Genomic DNA, 20,630 nt, shown 5'->3' with positions numbered 1-20,630 from the left:
GAATATTTCTTTTAACGCCTCTAATTTCTTATCTTTTTTTGATAAAAATCATCATCATGAATTTCAATCGATCAATCTTAATTATTTGCGCCTTTATATTAAGTTTTAGCGCAATATCCTGTTCCTTAAAAGGGGATGCTTCGGGTTCTGAAGTAGTAAACCGCTCTGAGGTAGTAAACCTTAGAATTGATCATCATAGAGCTACTGCATTCGGTTTTGCTCCAACGCTGGTAATGCTTTCTCAGGAAGACGAGGAAATAGGTAGTGAGAATTGGTTGTATTTTTATGATTGGATAGAGGGATTTGAATATGAACCAGGTTTCATTTACGACCTGAGGGTTAGAAAATATAATATAGAAAACCCTCAACAAGATGGTTCCTCCATACGCTATGTTTTAGATCAACTAATATCTAAGACTGAAGTGCCGGCAGATGAGGTTTTTGAGATAAAATTGAAGTGGGGGCAACATAATTTTGTAGAGAAGGATAACGAAAGATTGCTTATAAATGAGAAAATTGAAATCAATTGCGAGACATTATGTGAGGAACTGATATCCAGACTTGAGCAAGATGAACAAGTTGTTGGAAACTTTGTTCGAGAGAGTCCAGACAAAATTAAATTAGTGTTGATTCAATAAAAAAAGCGACATTGTTGGTCGCTTTTCTCTTTATTCTTTTTCCAGTAGGGCCATATAGAATCCATCATAGCCACTTTCGCTGGATAGAATCTTCTTTTCTCTTAGCAAACGGAACTCTTTACCTTCATCTGTTTTTAGAAACTTCTGAACCTGTTTATCATTTTCTGAAGGTAGAATGGAACATGTAGCATAAACCATTTTTCCACCTTTTTTTAAAATTTTTGAATACTGCTGAAGGATCTCAGCCTGCGTATTATTGATCTTTTCCAGAAACTCTGGTTGTAGTTTCCATTTCGCATCTGGATTTCTACTAAGAACTCCAAGTCCGCTACACGGAGCATCGATTAAAACCCTGTCTGCCGAATTATATAATTTTTTGATCACTTTCGTGGTCTCAATACTTCTGGTTTCCACGTTATGAGCGCCGGCACGTTTAGCACGTCGTTTTAATTCCTTCAATTTATTTCCATAAATATCCAGCGCAATGATCTGGCCTTTATTCTCCATAAGTGCAGCCAGGTGAAGGGTTTTCCCACCTGCGCCTGCGCAAGTATCTACAACTCTCATTCCTGGTTGTACGTCAAGAAATTCTGCCACTCGCTGAGAATTTGCATCCTGAACTTCGAAAAGACCATCCTGGAAAGCTTTTGTTCTAAAAACGTTAGAGCGTTCTTTTAGCTCCAGTGCCTCAGGGTAATTTCTAACTTTAATAGTTTCTATTCCTTCTTCCAGTAAAATACCAGCCAGTTTATCAGGATCAGTTTTTAAGCTATTGGCTCTTAGAACTACCAGAGCCTGTGTATTTAACGCGCTCAATTCCTGCGTCCAGATCTTTTCACCTAACTCTTCCACACCAAGTTCATCCAGCCAGTCTGGCACAGATTCTCTAAATTTTCGAGTTCTGCTTAGCTCGTCAAATTTCCCTTTGATTCGTCTCACCGGAGTTCCATCAAATTGTGGCCATTCCGGAATCTTAACGCCTCTAAGTACACACCAGACAGCGAAAATCCTAAACAGGTCTTCTCTGGAAAACGGTTCTTTTACTTCAGCAATTTCAGCATATAATCTTTTCCAACGAACTATATCGTACGTTGTTTCAGCAATAAAACTGCGATCTCTTGATCCCCATCTCTTATCACGCTTAAGCGTCTTTTCAATTACCTTGTCGGCATATTTTCCATCGTTGAAAATTTCAGCAAGAGCATCTATAGTTGCAAAAACGAGATTTCTGTGTAGGCGCATAATTCTTCTTTAAGCCGGCAAAGTTACGTTTTTTTGATTCGGAAAAATCTATATTTGGATCAAATCTATTTTATGAAAAAACTGGTGCTACTTCTATTAGTCCTTACTGCAGGTTGCAAAAATAATAATGAGTCTAAAGCTGATGATTCGGCTTCTACAAGTAAGCATAAAACCTTTAGAGAAGTTCATGTCGAAAATATACTTGAAGATGATTCATTGAGCATCAGGGCGATCCAGGTGATTGGTGAGAACCTGGCCATTGCAGCTAATAATGGAACTTATGGGTTGTATAATGCAGCGACCAGAACATGGAAGACGAATACTCAGGCTTACGACAGTATTTATCCCGAGTTTCGAGCTATCGCCAGCACATCTAACGACTTTTTTATGCTAGGTGTGGGAAGCCCGGCGCTCTTATATAAAACTGGTAATAATGGCCAGTTAGAACTGGTGTATAAAGAAGATCATGAGAAAGCGTTTTATGATTCCATGACTTTCTGGAATGATACAGAAGGAATTGCGATGGGCGATCCTACTGATGGCTGTATTTCTATTTTAATCACAAGAGATGCGGGGAAAAGTTGGGAAAAGCTTGATTGTGGACAGCTACCCAAAGCTGCCAAGGGTGAAGCAGCTTTTGCAGCTAGTAATTCAAATATTGCAACTTACGAGGATGAAACCTGGATTCTGACAGGCGGAATGAAATCGAGAATTTTATACTCTTCAGACAAAGGAAATAACTGGGAGATCTTTGATACCCCGCTTATTCAGGGAACGGCCACTTCTGGAGGATATAGTGTAGATTTTTTTAATTCTGAAATTGGATTCATTATTGGTGGAGATTATACCAAGTCTAAAGAGAACAAAGGAAACAAAGCAATCACGACAGACGGAGGTAAAACCTGGAATTTAGTTGCAGAAGGGCAGGAGCCCGGCTATAGAAGTTCGGTTAGATTCGTTCCTGGTGATGATGGCAAGGAATTAATTGCCGTAGGTTTTGAAGGCATCAATTATAGCAAGGATAGTGGAGAAACCTGGACAGAATTGAGTGATGAAGGATTTTTCACTATAAGATTCATCAATGATTCTACTGCATATGCCGCCGGAAGTGGAAGAGTAGCGAAGCTTAGATTTAAATAAAAAACAAGCCCGACTTTTAAAGCCGGGCCGTTTCATTCTAACCAAATACTTAACCAATATTATTCGTCACTCGATTTATTATTTCCCTTTTTCGCTCTGTATTCTCTAATGAGCTTTTTATGAAATTCGTCCTCGAGTTTATGTAATTTTATAATGTCTTTCGCTGTAATGATCTGCTTTAAATCCTTGAAGAGTTGTTTTTTTATCTTGTATTCCTCGTTTTCAACAGAAAGGAATTCATTTAGAAGATCTTCTGCCTGGTCCTCATTATAGCAATTTACATCTTCCAGTTCGATATGCTCACGTTCATGAAGTTTTCGCTTCTTTCGTTCATATTCATTGTAAATTGGCCAGAATTCCTGGGCCAGTTTATCGGTAAGCTCGAGTTCCTGAGTAATAAAAGCCACTTTTAAAGCTTTGATCCTCTTGTGTTGTGCTTCCCGATCTTCGTTTTTTTCCTGGGCCAGTAAAATATTCGCTGGCAAAAGAAATAGAATTATTAGTAGGTATTTTTTCATAATTAGTCCATTATATAAGATGGATCTTCAACGTTCTCATCAATATATTCGAAAGCTGCTTCAGTATCAATTTCAGTAAAGTCAGCTTCCAGATCACCTTGAGTTATCAAATCTGAATATTCAACACTATTAAGATCGATACTTCCCATTTCGTAACTATCGTAAATGTAATTTTCTAATGCTGTAACCTCAATATCATCCCATCCAAGATCATTAGTTTGGTTAGATGGAAAGAAGTTACCAAGCATAATGACCATGATTGCAGCGACGGCTGAGGCATATAGCCAGTATTCTTTTTTGAATAACGGTACAACTTTGGTTTCAGGAGCAACAGATTTTGACAGGATACTATCTTCAAGCTCATCGAAATAATTATCTGGAGTAGTAAAGCCTGAACCTTCGATTGCAGGTAGTTCATTTTCAACCGAAATCTTATTCATAAGACTGTTCTCAAGATCCTGGAAATAAGTTTCCGGGACTTTGAATCCAGAGTTGTTCTTATGTTTAAAATTATCGGTTTTCATCGTACTTATGACTTAGTTTTTTAGTAATGGTTTAATTCGACTTTAAAAATTCTTCGATCTTCTTGGTCGCAATGTGATACGAAGCTTTCAAAGCTCCTTCACTAGTACTCAAAATCTCTGCCATTTCTCTATATTTCAGTTCTTCGAAATATTTCATATTGAATACCTGTTGTTGTTTCTGCGGAAGGGTGGCGATGGCTTTTTGTAATTTCAATTGTATTTCACTTCCTTCAAAATATACGTCACTTTCAAGATTATCGATGATTTGATCCTGAAGTTCTTCTGAAGTGATCTTTAAGCGTCGCGCTTTTTTATTGATGAATGTGATCGCTTCGTTAGTCGCGATACGGTACATCCAGCTGTACAGTTTGCTATCTCCTTTAAATTTATCAATATTTCTGAAGATCTTTATGAAGGTATTCTGCAAAATATCGTCTGTATCATCATGACTTTTTGCAATATTTCGGATATGCCAGTACAAACGCTCTTTATAAAGCGTGATCAATTCCCTGAAAGCTTCCTGGGAAGTTGATTGCTTCTGCAATCTTAAGATAAGATCCTGTTCAGCTTCTAGTGTGTTGGACATAATGGACGTTCAATGCAAAGATATTCAATTCGATCATCGGTCAAAATAGAGATGGAAATAAAAGTTTGTAAATATTAACTTACAAAACAACTACATATTCGGACGAAAGGAAGTATTTGAGGGTTAAATGCAAAATAAATTTGGTTGATATGCATTTTAACGTATATTTACAACAGTTAAAAGATTTAATCCTTTTTTTGCCCCTTAAAAATTGAATTATATCGCATTATTCTTGCTGCCCCAAGTGAGAATAATAATTAAAAAAAGGATGATACCTATGTAGTCATCCTTTTTTTTATGTTGTTACTTCATAAAATCATTCGAAAGACTGCATGGCAACCAATTTTTTATAGTTTCCATTGGCGTCGATCAATTCCTGATGTTTTCCCTGTTCCACAATTTCACCTTTTTGCATCACGACAATCTTGTCTGCATTCTGTATCGTAGATAATCTGTGCGCGATCACGATAGAGGTTCGGTTCTTCATCATATTCTCCAAAGCTTTCTGAACCAGTTTCTCACTTTCAGTATCTAGGGCAGAAGTGGCTTCATCCAGTATCATGACTGGTGGGTTCTTAAGTACAGCTCTTGCAATGGATAAACGTTGCTTCTGGCCACCACTCAATTTATTTCCGCTATCTCCAATATTTGTATCCAGCTGTTTAGGAAGTTCTTTTACGAATTCCCATGCATTGGCAATTTTTAAAGCATCAATAATTTCAGCATCTGTAGCATCATCTTTACCTAGTGCGATATTATTCCGGATACTATCATTAAATAATATTGAATCCTGAGTAACCAGACCAAGTAGATCCCGGAGATCAGATTTCTTCATCTTCCTGATATCGATTCCGTCGATCTTAATAGTTCCAGCATTTACATCGTAGAATCTGGTGATCAAATTTGCAATAGTAGATTTTCCAGATCCTGATTGTCCTACCAAAGCGACGGTTTCACCTTTGTTCACGTTAATAGAGAATTGTTTTAATACCTTATCATCTTCATAAGCGAAATCCACATTTGAGATCTCTATGCCTGTTTCGAAATCTTTCTTATCAATGGCATCTGGATGGTCTGTAATGGTCGAAGGTGTTTCGAGAACCTGCAGGATCCTTTCTGCTGCCGCATCACCTTTCTTTACGCTGTAAGTTGCTTTAGAAATTTGTTTAGCCGGCGTCAGGATGTTATAAGCCAATCCCAGAAAAGCTATAAAAGTTGCTGCATCCAGGGATTCTTCGACAAGAACCATATTACCTCCAAACCATAGAATTACTACAATGACAAAGATCCCCAGGAATTCACTGGTAGGTGATGCGAGGTTTTGCCTGTTAATCAGGCTATTCAGGATTTCCTTGAGACGGTTTGTGCTTTGCTGAAACCTATCGTAAAATTTACTTTCTGCATTAAAGCCCTTTACAATTTTTAAACTGGAAAGTGTCTCCTCAACAATACTAAGAAAATGACCGTTTTCTTCCTGAGCAAGATTCGACTTTCGCTTCAATTGCTTCCCAATCAAACTAATGATAAAACCAGCGATTGGTAGAAATATAAAAACGAAGAGCGTTAATTGTGCACTCATCACTAACATTGCCAGGATTGTAAACAATATAGTGAGTGGTTCTCGTACAATGAGTTCCAGAATGGAAAGAAACGAAGTTTGAACCTCGTTTACATCGGCAGTGATTCTTGATATCGTATCACCTTTTCTTTTTTCTGAAAAATAGGATACTGGCAAGGCAAGTATCTTCTTATACATCGCATCACGAAGGTCGCGTAATACGCCATTCCGAAGAAATGTTAGAAAGAACGAACTAAGATAGCCGAACAGGTTTTTGAGAAAGAAGAGGAGAACCACAATTCCGCAGATAAATATAAGTGCGGCAACTTCATCCTCGTTCACTCTCTGCGTGACCTCATAATTAAAATAATCTGAAAAATAATCCTTAGCGTTAGAAATTCCGGTATAAACTGGTTTCTCAGCAACCCTTTTTGTTTTATCAAAAAGTACCTGGATAACAGGTATTAGCGCGATAAACGATAAAGTACTGAATATCGCATAAAAGATATTACATATAATATTGAGGATCGCAAACTTCCTGTACGGCATTGCGAACATCATGATCTTTCTAAAATAGGTCATTTAAAGAAATTTAGCCCAGTTTTAATTCATCTTTGATTCGGGCAATCTTATCACTTAATTTCTGATTTTCAACATCGTAATTCTGAATATCATCCAGCTGAGAATTTACGCTGATGTAGAATTTGATCTTTGGCTCTGTACCACTTGGCCTTGCAGCGATTTTCGTTCCATTTTCAGTATAATAAATTAGAACATTGGATTTTGGAATATCGATAACAGACTCATTTCGTTCTAATACATTTCTAGCAGTAGAGGCGTGATAATCTTCAACTAAGACCACTTTTTCTCCATCGATCTCTTCCCATGGATTTTCTCTAAGATCTACCAGCATTTGCTTTATCTCCTGCTCTCCTTTAATTCCTTTCTTTACAAGGGATATAAGTTCTTCGCGAAAAAGACCGTGTTCAGTATAAAGCTCAAGAAGTTTTTGATAGAAAGATTTTCCTTCTGCTTTCATCTTTGCTGCGATCTCACAGGCGAGTAGGGTAGCGGTTACCGCATCTTTGTCTCTAACAAAATCACCAACCATATAACCAAAACTCTCTTCACCGCCACCGATGAAATTCATTTCCGGGTGGTCCTTGATTAGTTTTGCGATCCATTTAAATCCTGTAAGAACTTCTTTATATTCTACTCCGTAAGATTCGGTTAAATTCTTCATCATTGGAGTGGAAACTATGGTAGAAGCAACAAACTCTGAACCTTTGATCTTATCCTGTTTTTTCCATTCCTCCAGCAGAAACCAAGTCATCACCAACATGGTTTGATTTCCATTAAGAAGTACCATTTTACCATCTAAATCACGAACGGCAACTCCAAGTCTGTCACAATCCGGATCGGTTCCAATAACTATATCTGCATGGATTTCTTCAGCTTTTTCCAAAGCCATTTTTAATGCTTCAGGTTCTTCCGGGTTTGGTGATTTCACCGTTGGGAAATTACCATCTGGTTTACGCTGCTCTTCAACAATATGAACATTATTAAATCCTGCCATTTCCAGAACTTCAGGAACCATAGTAATAGAAGTTCCGTGGAGAGAAGTAAATACTACTTTAAGATCGCTCTTTGATGTAGCTGAAGTATCAAAACTTCCATTTTCTACGGAAGCTTTTGCGAATGAATCGTCAACCTTCTTGTCGATCTTTTCAATAAGTGATTCGTTCGCTTCAAATTTAACTTCAGTATAGTCAAGATTATTGATAGTTTCGATCACTTCTTTATCCTGTGGTGGAACCAACTGGCCACCATCCTGCCAGTAAACTTTATAACCGTTATATTCTGGTGGATTATGGCTAGCGGTAAGCACGATCCCACAGTGGCAGTCTAATTCTTTAACTGCAAAAGATAACTCAGGAGTCGGTCGTAGTTCAGAAAAAAGGTAAACTTTGATATCGTTCGCTGAAAAGACATCTGCGACAACTTTGGCAAGCGTATCACTATTATCTCTGCAATCGTAAGCAATCGCCACTTTAACCTGCTCTCCAGGAAAAGATTTTTTCAAATAATCTGAAAGTCCCTGGGTGTTTTTACCCAAAGTGTACCTGTTGATTCGGTTTGTACCAACGCCCATAACACCGCGCATTCCACCTGTACCAAATTCAGCATTTTTATAAAAGCTTTCTTCCAGTTCACCCGGATCATCATTTATAAGACGATTGATCTCGGTTTTAGTGTCTGCATCAAAGATATCAGTAAGCCACGCCTGTGCCTTCTGAAGAATTTCAGGTTTATTTGTTGCCATAATTAGTTGGTTTTGCTAAACAAAAATAATGATTAATACGAGAAAGGTACTAAATATTACTGGTGGTTTTTCGGATGAGGTAGCGCTCTTTCTCACGTTTTGAACGAAGAATAAGCTCTCCCAGAAAACCAGCAAGAAAAAACTGTGTTCCTATGATCATCACTGCGAGTGAAATATAGAACCATGGATTCTGAGTTACCAGTACGTTGGGTAAGCCATGATAGAGTTTATAGAGCTTGGAGACACCAATAATAAAGGCAGAAACAAAACCGATGATGAACATTAGAACGCCCATTGCTCCAAAAAGATGCATAGGTCTGCGACCGAATTTGGAAAGAAACCAAATGCTGATTAGGTCAAGGAAGCCATTTAAAAATCTACTGGCGCCAAATTTTGTGTTACCATATTTCCTGGCCTGGTGTTTAACTTCTTTTTCGGTGATTTTACTGTAACCGGCATTTTTGGCAAGTACAGGAATGTATCGATGCATTTCACCATAGACATCGATGTTCTTGATCACCTCTTTTCTGTAAGCCTTTAGTCCGCAATTGAAATCATTTAATTTTACTCCGGAAGTTTTTCTTGCAGCGGCATTAAATAGTTTGGAAGGAAGATTTTTGGTGATCACATTATCATAACGCTTCTTCTTCCATCCTGAAACAAGATCATATTTCTGCTCCTTAATTAAGGCGTATAATTCTGGAATTTCATCAGGATTATCCTGAAGATCGGCATCCATGGTGATGATCACATCACCCTGAGCTTCAATAAAACCAGCATGAAGGGCCTGGGATTTCCCGTAATTTCTATTAAAACGTATTCCTTTTACACGATCATCGGCTTCAGAAAGTGATTCGATCGTCTTCCAGGAACCATCTGTGCTGCCATCATCGATAAAGATGATCTCATAAGAAAAGGAATTGGATCGCAATACTTTTGCGATCCAATTATATAATTCAACCAAAGATTGCTCTTCGTTGAGTAATGGTATAACTACCGATATCTGCATCAATTATGCGTTTGTCTTATCTTTCTCTCTAAAGATCAAAGCTACGATTAATCCTATAATTGAAAAGAAAATCAATTGACCACCGAAGCTAATAGCAATATTTTTAAGCGAAAAAGTGTCCTGTTTTGCAGCTTCAGCCATACCGGCATTAATCTGCTCTTCAGTCATTCCAAAGCCTTCCAGCATTTCAGCTTGTTTCTCTAAAGTCAATTCTTTTACGGTTTCTGCAGCTTCTGGGTCTATGACATTGAACAGAAGTAAAGTAAATATGGTAGCCAGGAGCATACCAATAAAAACGGTTAGAAAATAAGGTGTAAACGCCTCTTTAAAGCTGAAAAGTGAGGTGCTGGCAGCTTTTGATTTTTTGACAGCCATGGTCGCAAGTGTGACGACTAATACTAAATTAACGAAAAACATATACCATTCGGTCATAATTGAGACGTCAAAGGCATAAATAAGTACAGTGATTAGAATTAAAGCGATCCCAAGGTAAATTCCATGACTGGTGCCTAACTTTTTAGTTGATTGTTCCATTGTAAGTTGTAGATTGATTAGTTTAGCAGTTAGTTAACAAATATAAGGAAACGTTACACTCAATAATAAATAAAAACTTTTTTCAATTTTATTTGTTCGTAAGTAGTAATTAGTTAAATTTGCACCTCGAAAATTAAAAGATCAAAGCGATGAAGCAGGGAATCCATCCGGAAAATTATAGATTAGTAGCATTTAAAGATATGTCTAACGAAGACGTGTTTTTAACTAAATCTACAGCAAAAACAAAAGAAACTATTGAAGTTGACGGAACTGAATACCCGTTGGTAAAACTGGAAATTTCCAGAACTTCTCATCCATACTATACTGGACAGACCAAATTACTGGATACTGCAGGTAGAATTGACAAGTTTAAGAACAAATACTCAAAATTCAAGAAGAAGTAATTCTTCCGAATTTTCGACATATAAAGCCGCTTTTAGCGGCTTTTTTCATTTTAGCAGCAGTCGTTTCGCTGGAAACTTTATTTTTGCTGAATCAAAGCATACGATATGAACTATATTCTATTTGACGGTACTTTCCGAAATAATCTATTACCATTTACATTCACCAGGCCAGTAGCCGATCTACGAATTGGGATACTAACTATCCGTGAAAAATGGGAGCAACGATTAAATGCTACTACGTCGACTAAAACTGAAGAATATCTTTCAGAAAAGTGGCCATTGAAATTAGAGAGTTCAAACATCTTTATCAATGCTTCCGTATTACCGGAGGATAGTTTGTTGGAGGAAATTTCAGCACTTCAGCATGGTGAAAAATTAGTTTTTGAAGACATCCTTATAGCATATAAGTTTGAAGGGAATTCTGAACCATCTCCTGAAGATCTTCAGCTTAAAAAATCATTTAGAAAGCCTTTTATAGTTGCTCATACCTGGGATATCTTCTCTAAAAATGCTGAAGCTATTCAGTTAGATTATGATCATTTAACCAAAGGAAAAACTTCTCAGAATATAGATTCTTCAAATTACACCAAAGTTTCAGAAAACATTTTTATTGAGGAAGGTGCAAGCGTAGAAAACTGTTCGTTGAACGCCAGCGATGGCCCTATTTATATTGGTAAGAATGCTACAGTTATGGAAGGATCGCTGATTAAAGGCCCTTTCGCTTTAGGGGAATCTGCAACGATCAAGATGGGTGCTAAAATTTATGGTGCGACTACCATCGGGCCTTCATGCAAAGCGGGAGGTGAGATCAGTAACTCTGTGTTGTTTCAGAATTCTAACAAAGGGCATGATGGCTTTTTAGGAAATTCTGTACTTGGTGAGTGGTGCAATATAGGTGCTGATTCCAATAACAGCAATCTTAAAAATAATTATGCCGCCGTTAGATTATGGGATTACGAGACAGAAAGATTTGCAGATACCGGGTTGCAGTTCTGCGGACTTATAATGGGAGATCACAGTAAATGCGGGATTAATACTATGTTTAATACCGGGACTGTTGTTGGAGTGAGTGCTAATATTTTTGGAAGTGGTTTCCCTAGAAATTTTATTCCTTCCTATAGCTGGGGTGGAAGTGCAGGAACGACAACATACAAACTTACCAAGGTTTTTGAGACCGCCAGACTGGTAATGCAACGCCGGGGAGTAGAGCTCACAGCAGCCGATGAAAAGATAATGGAGCATATTTTCGATTATTCCGCGAAATGGCGACGGGATTAAACTCTATAAACCCTAGTTGATCATTTGATTTTCAGTTTGATAAATGATTTTTTAGAAACACTTTAAGTTGGTATCTTTGCAGCTCGAAATACAGGATTAGACGAATTGATCATGAGCGCAAAAAAAGTAGCATTTTATACCCTTGGCTGTAAGCTGAATTTTTCTGAAACTTCCACGATCGCTAGATCTTTTGAGAATGAAGGATTCCAGAGGGTGGAGTTTGATGAAGCGGCAGATATATACGTGGTCAACACCTGTTCTGTTACTGAAAATGCAGATAAAAGATTCAAAACTATTGTTAAGCACGCGCAGAAAGCAAATGAAGATGCTTTTGTTATTGCAGTAGGCTGCTATGCTCAATTAAAACCAGAAGAACTAGCCGCGGTAGATGGTGTGGATCTGGTCCTGGGCGCTACTGAAAAATTCAAAATTACAGACTACCTGAATGATCTCACCAAGAATGATCATGGTGAAGTTCATAGCTGCGAGATCGATGAAGCCGATTTCTACGTAGGTTCTTATTCTATAGGTGATCGTACCCGCGCTTTTTTGAAAGTTCAGGATGGATGTGATTATAAGTGTACGTACTGTACTATTCCTTTGGCCAGAGGAATTTCCAGAAGCGACCGTCTTGAAAATGTTCTTCAGAATGCTTCGGAAATTTCAGAACAGGGAATAAAAGAGATCGTTCTCACAGGAGTAAATATTGGGGACTACGGGAAAGGTGAATTCGGAAATAAAAAGCATAAGCATACGTTTCTTGAGCTCGTAAAGGCCTTGGATGATGTTGAAGGGATCGAAAGACTGCGAATCTCGTCTATAGAACCAAACCTACTAAAAAATGAAACGATCGATTTTGTAGCGTCAAGTAATACTTTTGTACCTCATTTTCATATTCCACTTCAAAGTGGAAGTGACGATATGCTAAAGCTCATGCGTAGGCGCTATCTTAGTGATCTATATGTAGATCGCGTAAATAAGATCAAATCAGTCATGCCAGATGCCTGTGTTGGAGTTGATGTCATTGTTGGTTTTCCAGGTGAAACTGATGAGCACTTTCTGGAGACTTATAATTTTCTTCAAAAATTGGATATATCATACCTTCACGTTTTTACTTATTCAGAAAGGGATAATACTCCAGCAGCAGAGATGGATGGAGTAGTGCCATTAAAAGTGCGAAAGAAAAGAAGTAAAATGTTGAGAGGCTTGTCTGCTAAAAAACGCAGAGCTTTTTATGAGAGCCAGCTTGGGAATACATCAACGGTTCTATTCGAAGGAGAGAACAAATCAGGTTATATCCATGGATTTACAGAAAACTACGTGAAGGTAAAGGCACCGTGGAATCCAGAGATGGTAAATACACTTAAAAAAGTGAATCTTACCGAGATCGATGAAGATGGCTTGGTAAGATTCGAAATGCTTCAGGAAGAATTGGTTTAAATATTAATCCCTACAGGAAGTAGATCTTTATATTTTCTTCTATTTTTCCGCATGAAACCGGCAATGGTTGGGTTCGTAGGAACCACTCTCATATTGGTTTCGCTAATCCTGGATAGAACCGCTTCTATAAAATCATTTTGCTTGTCCAGAACTTTCTCAGATACTTTGATCTTTGTTAAGAAGATCTTTCTATCCTGTTGAGAATATTCTATAATGCAGAGTTCTCCATCAATCTCAGTTTCAAACTGTCTCAAGAATTCATTGTCTGTAATCTTCATTTCTTCTACATTCATATTTCAAGAATTAATTCATAGGTACCTCAATAAAAAGTACCGTTGATTTATTTTTAACGTCAACATTTATCTTAGGAGTATTCCAGACACCAACAGCATCGCGCTTTGAAAGCTTCAAGTCATCAATTTCTGAATCTCCCTCTATCATAAAGATATAAACACCATTGGCGGTATCATTTAGCTTATACTCAATATTCCTGCCAGCTTCGGTCTTTCGGATTGATAGGAAGGCGTTTTGATGAATTTTCAAGGCATTTTCATCATCATGATCTATTGGAGCTACTACTGTAACCAACTCACCAGTATCTAACTGTTTGCTATAATTCTTTTGATCATACCGGGGTTCATGTCCGTTTTTATCAGGGAAGATCCAGATTTGAAGCATGTTTAATTCTTCAGTCGAGGAATTAAATTCGCTATGTTCCACACCTGTGCCGGCGCTCATTACCTGCACTTCGCCTTTCTCAATGACTGCCGTATGGTCCATGGAATCTTTATGTCTTATTGCACCATGAAGAGGAATCGAAATGATCTCCATATCCTTATGTGGATGGGTGCCAAATCCCATTCCAGATTTAACGTAATCGTCATTAAGTACACGAAGCAGTCCGAAATTGGTTCTATTAGGATCGAAATAGTTAGCAAAGCTAAAGGAGAAGTTAGCGTTCAACCAGCCATGATTAGCGGTACCACGAGATCCTGCAGCGTGAAATATTTTATCCATTATTTATGAGTTATAAGATTTGAAAGTCTAAGATTAAAGGCTAATTTTGATTGTTCAATTTACGATTTTGTGAGTGCATTTCATGTAACTCGCATGTTAAAAAGATTAGTTTGCAGAAGCGTACACATGTTTACTTCATGCCGGGTATGGCAGCAGCTCCAACAATTTTTGAAAACCTGATTTTATCTGCGGAAAAGTATGAAACACATTTGCTTGAGTGGGTAATTCCTGAGACAGATGAATCACTTGAAGATTATTCGAAAAGAATGCTTCAGTTTATCAAACATGAGAACATTGTATTGATTGGTGTTTCTTTTGGAGGGGTTATTGTACAGGAGATGGCAAAGTTTCTGGACTTACAGAGGCTTATTATAATATCCAGCGTAAAATGTACGAACGAGTTACCTCCACGTATGAAATTCGCTGCCAGAACAGGTTTATTTCGAATAGTACCCACAAGTCTTGCGAATTACGTAGACCAGTTTGAGAAGTATGCCATTGGACCATTTCTTAAGAAGCGTGCGAAATTATATAAACAGTATATTTCAATTACAGACAAGCAGTACCTGGACTGGTCTATAAAACAAATGGTTAACTGGAAGTGTGAAAAGCCTGATGAAAAGGTAATTCATATTCACGGTGATCAGGATGAAGTTTTTCCAGTAAAAAATATTGACAATGCGATCATCGTTAAAGGCGGAACGCATATTATGGTTGTAAATAGATTCAGGTGGTTCAACGACCATCTACCTGAAATTATTGAAACCGGTGAATTGATTAAAAGAACTTAAATAAAAACATATGAATTTATTGAAAAGCGCATTGATCTTTGTAGGGATTCTAACAATCCTTGGAGTAAGTATTAATGCATATGTTCAGGATGGGGAATTAAATTCAAGTGAATCTGGTAGTACATTGGCTGATACGATCAAGGATCGTAGTGTTGCAACTAACTACCGAATAAAGGCGTTGCCTGTGCCAACAAACCTGGATTTTGCAGGAGAGCCAGTTCCCCTGGAAGATCCTGATGTTTATGAAAGAATGGATAGAGAACTTCTGGTAAATACTTACTGGCAGTCGAATGCTTTACTACTTATAAAAAGAGCTAATAAGTTCTTCCCGATCATAGAGCCGGTTTTAGAAGAAGAAGGGATCCCTGAAGACTTCAAGTATCTTGCGGTTATAGAAAGTGGTTTGACTCAGGCCGTATCACCTGCAAAGGCAGTCGGTTTCTGGCAAATCCTTGAAGGTACAGGGAAGGAATACGGATTGGAGATCAATTCGAATGTTGATGAGCGCTATAACATTGAGAAATCTACACGTGTAGCTGCAGATTATCTGAAGAAAGCAAAGGCACGTTTTGGTTCCTGGACATTGGCTGCGGCTTCATACAATGCCGGGCAGTATGGTGTAGATAAGCAATTGGATAGACAGAAGGTCGATGAGTACTACGAATTATTACTAGGAGAAGAAACGGGTAGGTATGTTTTTAGAATTCTTGCCTTGAAAGAGATCATGAACAATCCAGAGAAATATGGGTTCGATTACCAAGAAGAAGATCTTTATGCGCCAATTCAGCTGAATAAAGTGAAAGTAGACACTGCAGTAGCGAATTTCCCGAATTTTGCGAGAGAATTCGGAATCAATTATAAAACTCTGAAGATTCATAACCCCTGGTTAAGGGATGATCATCTTAATAATTCTTCAAGAAAGACTTATTTTATTGAGATCCCTGAAAATGGTCAGTATCCAAAACTAGATTAGTCTACACTAACATTATCAGCATAAACTTCATCGTACTCGGGCACCAGGTTTTTTGAAATAGAAGTTTCCAGTGCGATGTAGTTTTTTTGATAGGCCGTTTCGAGATCGGTTGCTGGTCCTGAGAATACGCTTCTTCGAATGGAAGTGATTCTTTTATCTTCGGAAAGTAAGAAGCAAGTTGGAAGTCCTAAGGAGTGCTTCAGTTGTTTTACAACGTAACCACCATTATTTTCAGATTCATCCACATAAACTACTGAAATTTCTGAATCAAATTGATCTGAAAGTTTCTTTACAGTTTTTCGCTTATCCCAGAACAACACCACGAAATCTACTTTATCAGAATATTCTTTCGCTAGTTTGTTAATTGCAGGAATTTCTCCCTTTGCAGGAATACACCAGCTGGCATAAGTAATAAGGAAGGTTGGTTTATTAAAATCGTAAAGCTCGACTTCACGATTTCGAAGGTTCCTGAATTTAAAATTATTCATGTAAGAACCTGCAAGTTGCTCCGAAGTGAATTCTTCGAAGAGCTCCTTGGCTCTTTCATATTTATTAGCTCGAAATGCAGCATCTGCCTTTTTATTATAATCAGATAAATGCTCGAAAAGTGCTTCGGTGAAATAATATTTGTCGTCCAGATCTTGCTGGGCGAATAAATGGGGTGTAATAAAAAGAAGCGTTAACAAAAGTAACAGTCTCTTCATAATCTATTTTTGGGGCTTACCCCTTAAAAGTATTATGAATAAAGACAGTTCAGAAAAATACTCGTTTAAATGCCAATTTATTTGTTGAAAGAAAAGATCCTAAAAAAAACTCTTAATTAGATCTTTTTCATTTGTTCTTTCATCATTCGAATCTGGTCGTTTAGCATTCCATGTTTGTCCAGTTTCTTAGCTTCACTTAGTAGTGTAGTCGCTTCTCTCTTTCTTCTTTTGGTCATGGCGATTCCAGCAAGGTTTAATTTTGCCATTGCAAGATCATGATCCATTGAAAGTCCTAGCTTGATCGCACGCTTAAAGAATTTTTCAGCCTGGGTCATATTGGTTTGAGAAACCATGAGACCATGCAGGTACCAGTAATATCCCTGTTGTTTAGGTACTAGTGCCTTTTCGGGATCTTTGATCTTATCAAGCCATCTTTTTGCGCCTGGAAAATCTTGCTTTCTAAGTCTAAGAAAAGCCAGAAGTATCATTTCATTCTTAAAATACAGGAAGATAAAGATCCCGGAGAGTAGAATTAGTGCAATTCCATTTCCAATTTCCCCTTCAATAAATTGCCAGACAGCAACGGCGATAAGTAATCCTGCGATAATTAGTTTGATATTCTTATTGAACATAGATAAATTTGTTTTCCGGCGGCAAAGGTAGTAAAAACTATTAAAATTTTTTATGTTTAGTATTTGCAGTACATAAAAAGCTTTGTATATTTGCACGCAGTTTTTAAGACAGATAAACGAATTTAGAAGATAAAAGATATTCACAATGAAAAGAACGTTTCAACCATCCAAAAGAAAAAGAAAGAATAAGCACGGCTTTAGGGAGCGTATGGCAAGTGCCAACGGTAGAAAAGTCCTTGCTAGAAGAAGAGCAAAAGGAAGAAAGAAACTATCTGTATCTTCTGAAAACAGACATAAGCATTAATGATTATCATTAATTGAAATATTAAAGGTGTTACTTTTTGAGTAACGCCTTTTTTTATACCCAGACGCTTCTTAATTTTATAGTACACAACTAACAACACGATCAAATCTTAATCATGCCTAAAAACAACAACATCAAGTGCGTTTTAATCATTGGATCTGGTCCAATTATCATTGGCCAGGCCTGTGAGTTCGATTACTCAGGTACTCAATCTCTTAGATCTCTGCGAGAGGACGGGATTAAAACCATACTTATTAATTCCAATCCTGCAACGATCATGACGGACCCTTCCATGGCCGATCATGTTTATCTTAAACCACTTACGACAAAATCCATTATTGAAATTCTGAAAGATCATCCTGAGATCGATGCTGTTCTACCAACTATGGGTGGCCAGACTGCACTGAATTTATGTATTGAAGCAGACGAAAAAGGTATTTGGAATGATTTTAATGTAAAGCTTATTGGGGTTGATATCGATGCGATCAATATTTGTGAAGATCGTGAGCAGTTCAAGCAGCTAATGGGAAGACTAGGAGTGCCAGTTGCTCCAGCCAAAACAGTGACCTCTTATTTACAAGGTAAAGAAGTTGCCCAGGAATTTGGATTTCCACTAGTCATTAGAGCGTCATTTACCCTTGGTGGTGGTGGAGCCAGCTTTGTGCACCGTGCTGAAGATTTTGACGAGATGCTTTCCAGGGGTCTCGAAGCTTCTCCTATTCATGAGGTATTGATTGATAAAGCTTTGTTAGGCTGGAAAGAATATGAACTGGAACTACTGCGCGATAGAAACGATAACGTAGTAATTATTTGTGCTATTGAAAATATGGATCCAATGGGAATCCATACCGGAGACTCGATTACAGTTGCTCCTGCGATGACACTTAGCGATAAGACGTATCAAAGAATGCGTGATCTCGCGATTAAAATGATGCGTAGTATTGGAGATTTTGCCGGAGGTTGTAATGTCCAATTTGCGGTAAGTCCTGATGAAAAAGAGGATATCGTAGCAATTGAGATCAATCCTCGGGTATCTAGATCTTCAGCTTTAGCTTCTAAAGCGACTGGATATCCTATTGCAAAGGTCGCTACAAAACTGGCTTTAGGTTATAATCTTGATGAACTTGAGAACCAGATTACCAAATCAACTTCAGCATTATTCGAACCTTCTCTTGATTATGTGATCGTGAAGATCCCTCGATGGAACTTTGATAAGTTCGAAGGATCAGATCGCACCTTAGGTCTTCAGATGAAATCTGTAGGGGAAGTGATGGGAATTGGACGTTCGTTTCAGGAAGCTCTTCATAAAGCTACACAATCGCTTGAGATCAAGCGAAATGGTTTGGGTGCTGATGGGAAAGGTTATAAGGATTATGATCAGATCATAGATAAATTAACTAACCCGAGCTGGGATCGTGTCTTTGTGATCTACGATGCCATACAAATGGGAATTCCTCTTAGTAGAATACACGAGATCACTAAGATCGATATGTGGTTCCTGAAACAATATGAAGATCTTCATGCTCTTGAAGTGGAGATCACTAAGTATGATAAAGAAAATCTGCCTAAAGATCTTCTGCTAGAAGCCAAACAAAAAGGTTTTGCTGATAGACAAATTGCACATATGCTTGACTGTCTGGAAAGTGAAGTTTACAAAAAGAGAGAAGAATTACAGATTAACCGGGTTTATAAACTTGTAGATACCTGTGCTGCAGAATTTGAAGCTTTGACTCCGTATTATTATTCCACATTCGAGGAAGGAATTCGTTCCAAAGATGGAAAGCATTATACAGATAACGAAAGCAAAGTTTCAGATAAGAAAAAGATCATAGTGCTTGGTTCCGGTCCCAATAGAATAGGACAGGGGATAGAGTTTGATTACAGCTGTGTTCACGGGGTACTTGCTGCTGCAGAATGTGGTTACGAGACGATCATGATCAATTGTAATCCTGAGACTGTATCTACAGATTTTGATACTGCTGATAAGTTGTATTTCGAACCTGTATTCTGGGAGCATATTTATGACATTATTCAACATGAAAAACCTGAAGGAGTTATAGTACAACTTGGAGGTCAAACTGCTCTTAAACTGGCTGAAAAACTTGATCGCTACGGAATCAAGATCATGGGAACCAGTTATGAAGCCCTGGATTTAGCTGAAGACAGAGGTAGTTTTTCAACTTTACTACAAAAGAACGATATTCCTTATCCAGACTTTGGAACTGCAGAAAATGCAGACGAAGCCCTAAAACTTGCTGAAGAACTTGATTTCCCTATCCTGGTAAGACCATCTTATGTACTTGGAGGTCAGGGAATGAAGATCGTGATCAATAAGGATGAACTGGAAGCTCATGTGGTAGACCTTCTTAGAAAAATTCCTAATAATAAATTATTACTGGACCATTACCTTGATGGAGCAATCGAGGCTGAAGCAGATGCTATCTGTGATGGTGAAGATGTCTACATTATCGGGATCATGGAGCATATCGAGCCTTGTGGAATACATTCTGGTGATTCTCACGCCTTGTTGCCGCCTTTCAACCTGGGAGACCTGGTAATGCAGCAAATCAAGGATCACACTCGCAAGATCGCTCTGGCGCTTAATACAGTTGGTCTAATCAATATTCAATTTGCGATCAAGGATGATAAGGTATTTATTATCGAAGCGAATCCAAGAGCTTCGAGAACAGTGCCGTTCATAGCGAAAGCTTATAAAGAGCCTTACGTGAATTACGCGACCAAAGTGATGCTTGGTGAAAAGAAGGTAAAGGATTTCAACTTTAATCCTCAGCTGGAAGGTTACGCCATTAAACAACCTGTTTTCTCATTCAATAAATTCTACAATGTGAATAAGCAGCTAGGACCTGAAATGAAGAGCACCGGAGAAAGTATCCTGTTCATTGATAGTTTGAAGGACGATGAGTTCTACGATCTATATTCCAGAAGAAAAATGTACTTAAGTAAGTAATTAAAAGAATAGAAATTAAAGGTCATTTTGAATTATATGTTCAGAAT

21 protein-coding genes are annotated in these 20,630 nt (G+C 37.9%); 9 read left to right on the top strand and 12 right to left on the bottom strand.

The features are described from left to right. Positions 1-56 precede the first annotated feature (56 nt). Positions 57-638: a DUF4377 domain-containing protein gene (locus tag JM79_RS09535; RefSeq protein WP_141877926.1), complete on the top strand. Its 582-nt coding sequence runs from the start codon at positions 57-59 to the stop codon at positions 636-638. Between the two features lie 30 nt (positions 639-668). On the opposite strand, the gene JM79_RS09530 is transcribed toward JM79_RS09535, so the two are convergent. Beyond that, a complete protein-coding gene (locus tag JM79_RS09530; RefSeq protein ID WP_141877925.1) occupies positions 669-1,880 on the bottom strand; it encodes an RsmB/NOP family class I SAM-dependent RNA methyltransferase in 1,212 nt (403 codons plus the stop codon). A 72-nt stretch (positions 1,881-1,952) separates the two neighbouring features. Between JM79_RS09530 and JM79_RS09525 the strand changes: the two genes are divergently transcribed. After that, positions 1,953-3,020 (top strand): oxidoreductase, encoded by a 1,068-nt coding sequence (locus tag JM79_RS09525; RefSeq protein WP_141877924.1) that lies wholly within the window; start codon positions 1,953-1,955, stop codon positions 3,018-3,020. 59 nt (positions 3,021-3,079) lie between these two features. Here the strand turns inward: JM79_RS09525 and JM79_RS09520 are convergent, their stop codons facing one another. The 7 genes from JM79_RS09520 to JM79_RS09490 all read right to left on the bottom strand — a co-directional run bounded on the left by JM79_RS09520 (position 3,080) and on the right by JM79_RS09490 (position 10,072). Next, on the bottom strand, positions 3,080-3,538 hold the full coding sequence (locus tag JM79_RS09520; RefSeq protein ID WP_141877923.1) for a hypothetical protein: 459 nt from the start codon (positions 3,536-3,538) through the stop codon (positions 3,080-3,082). 2 nt (positions 3,539-3,540) lie between these two features. After that, positions 3,541-4,062, bottom strand: coding sequence for a hypothetical protein (locus JM79_RS09515; protein WP_141877922.1), 522 nt, complete (start codon positions 4,060-4,062; stop codon positions 3,541-3,543). Between the two features lie 31 nt (positions 4,063-4,093). Then, positions 4,094-4,648, bottom strand: coding sequence for an RNA polymerase sigma factor (locus JM79_RS09510; RefSeq protein WP_141877921.1), 555 nt, complete (start codon positions 4,646-4,648; stop codon positions 4,094-4,096). A gap of 316 nt (positions 4,649-4,964) precedes the next feature. Further along, positions 4,965-6,788, bottom strand: a complete 1,824-nt coding sequence (locus JM79_RS09505; RefSeq protein WP_141877920.1) for an ABC transporter ATP-binding protein — start codon at positions 6,786-6,788, stop codon at positions 4,965-4,967. 10 nt (positions 6,789-6,798) lie between these two features. Beyond that, positions 6,799-8,529, bottom strand: coding sequence for a phospho-sugar mutase (locus tag JM79_RS09500; RefSeq protein ID WP_141877919.1), 1,731 nt, complete (start codon positions 8,527-8,529; stop codon positions 6,799-6,801). Positions 8,530-8,578: 49 nt separating this feature from the next. Continuing rightward, positions 8,579-9,538, bottom strand: a complete 960-nt coding sequence (locus tag JM79_RS09495) for a glycosyltransferase family 2 protein (RefSeq protein ID WP_141877918.1) — start codon at positions 9,536-9,538, stop codon at positions 8,579-8,581. Between the two features lie 3 nt (positions 9,539-9,541). Beyond that, complete coding sequence (locus tag JM79_RS09490; protein ID WP_141877917.1) at positions 9,542-10,072, bottom strand: DUF4199 domain-containing protein; 531 nt, start codon at positions 10,070-10,072, stop codon at positions 9,542-9,544. Positions 10,073-10,221: 149 nt separating this feature from the next. Between JM79_RS09490 and JM79_RS09485 the strand changes: the two genes are divergently transcribed. From JM79_RS09485 to mtaB, 3 genes are all read left to right on the top strand, one after another. Beyond that, positions 10,222-10,476, top strand: coding sequence for a type B 50S ribosomal protein L31 (locus JM79_RS09485; protein WP_026916023.1), 255 nt, complete (start codon positions 10,222-10,224; stop codon positions 10,474-10,476). A 105-nt stretch (positions 10,477-10,581) separates the two neighbouring features. Next, on the top strand, positions 10,582-11,754 hold the full coding sequence (locus JM79_RS09480; protein WP_141877916.1) for a GlmU family protein: 1,173 nt from the start codon (positions 10,582-10,584) through the stop codon (positions 11,752-11,754). 111 nt (positions 11,755-11,865) lie between these two features. Continuing rightward, positions 11,866-13,194, top strand: coding sequence for a tRNA (N(6)-L-threonylcarbamoyladenosine(37)-C(2))-methylthiotransferase MtaB (gene mtaB, locus JM79_RS09475; protein ID WP_141877915.1), 1,329 nt, complete (start codon positions 11,866-11,868; stop codon positions 13,192-13,194). On the opposite strand, the gene JM79_RS09470 is transcribed toward mtaB, so the two are convergent. Together JM79_RS09470 and JM79_RS09465 are read right to left on the bottom strand one after the other, a co-directional pair. Continuing rightward, positions 13,191-13,487 carry an N-acetyltransferase gene (locus JM79_RS09470; protein WP_141877914.1) on the bottom strand — a complete coding sequence of 99 codons (297 nt, stop codon included), beginning with the start codon at positions 13,485-13,487 and terminating at the stop codon, positions 13,191-13,193. The genes mtaB and JM79_RS09470 overlap by 4 nt on opposite strands. Before the next feature lie 10 nt (positions 13,488-13,497). Further along, the gene (locus JM79_RS09465; RefSeq protein WP_141877913.1) at positions 13,498-14,211 is read right to left on the bottom strand and encodes a pirin-like bicupin family protein; all 714 of its coding nucleotides are present in this window, start codon (positions 14,209-14,211) and stop codon (positions 13,498-13,500) included. Between the two features lie 110 nt (positions 14,212-14,321). Between JM79_RS09465 and JM79_RS09460 the strand changes: the two genes are divergently transcribed. Then, positions 14,322-15,002 carry an alpha/beta hydrolase gene (locus JM79_RS09460; RefSeq protein ID WP_347707208.1) on the top strand — a complete coding sequence of 227 codons (681 nt, stop codon included), beginning with the start codon at positions 14,322-14,324 and terminating at the stop codon, positions 15,000-15,002. A gap of 10 nt (positions 15,003-15,012) precedes the next feature. Further along, on the top strand, positions 15,013-15,975 hold the full coding sequence (locus JM79_RS09455) for a lytic transglycosylase domain-containing protein (RefSeq protein ID WP_141877912.1): 963 nt from the start codon (positions 15,013-15,015) through the stop codon (positions 15,973-15,975). Here JM79_RS09455 and JM79_RS09450 read toward each other — a convergent pair. Together JM79_RS09450 and JM79_RS09445 are read right to left on the bottom strand one after the other, a co-directional pair. Then, positions 15,972-16,679, bottom strand: a complete 708-nt coding sequence (locus JM79_RS09450) for a redoxin domain-containing protein (protein ID WP_141877911.1) — start codon at positions 16,677-16,679, stop codon at positions 15,972-15,974. The two genes, JM79_RS09455 and JM79_RS09450, sit on opposite strands and share 4 nt — an antisense overlap. Positions 16,680-16,795: 116 nt before the next feature. After that, positions 16,796-17,311: a DUF2892 domain-containing protein gene (locus tag JM79_RS09445; RefSeq protein ID WP_141877910.1), complete on the bottom strand. Its 516-nt coding sequence runs from the start codon at positions 17,309-17,311 to the stop codon at positions 16,796-16,798. A gap of 145 nt (positions 17,312-17,456) precedes the next feature. Between JM79_RS09445 and rpmH the strand changes: the two genes are divergently transcribed. Together rpmH and carB are read left to right on the top strand one after the other, a co-directional pair. After that, on the top strand, positions 17,457-17,615 hold the full coding sequence (rpmH, locus tag JM79_RS09440; RefSeq protein ID WP_011708966.1) for a 50S ribosomal protein L34: 159 nt from the start codon (positions 17,457-17,459) through the stop codon (positions 17,613-17,615). A 115-nt stretch (positions 17,616-17,730) separates the two neighbouring features. Further along, positions 17,731-20,583: a carbamoyl-phosphate synthase large subunit gene (carB, locus tag JM79_RS09435; protein WP_141877909.1), complete on the top strand. Its 2,853-nt coding sequence runs from the start codon at positions 17,731-17,733 to the stop codon at positions 20,581-20,583. Positions 20,584-20,630: the final 47 nt, after the last annotated feature.

The organism is Gramella sp. Hel_I_59 (genome assembly GCF_006714895.1).
Classification (GTDB): Bacteria; Bacteroidota; Bacteroidia; order Flavobacteriales; family Flavobacteriaceae; genus Christiangramia.
Note: the sequence above shows the minus strand (reverse complement) of the source record. Positions and strands in the feature narration are given on the sequence as shown.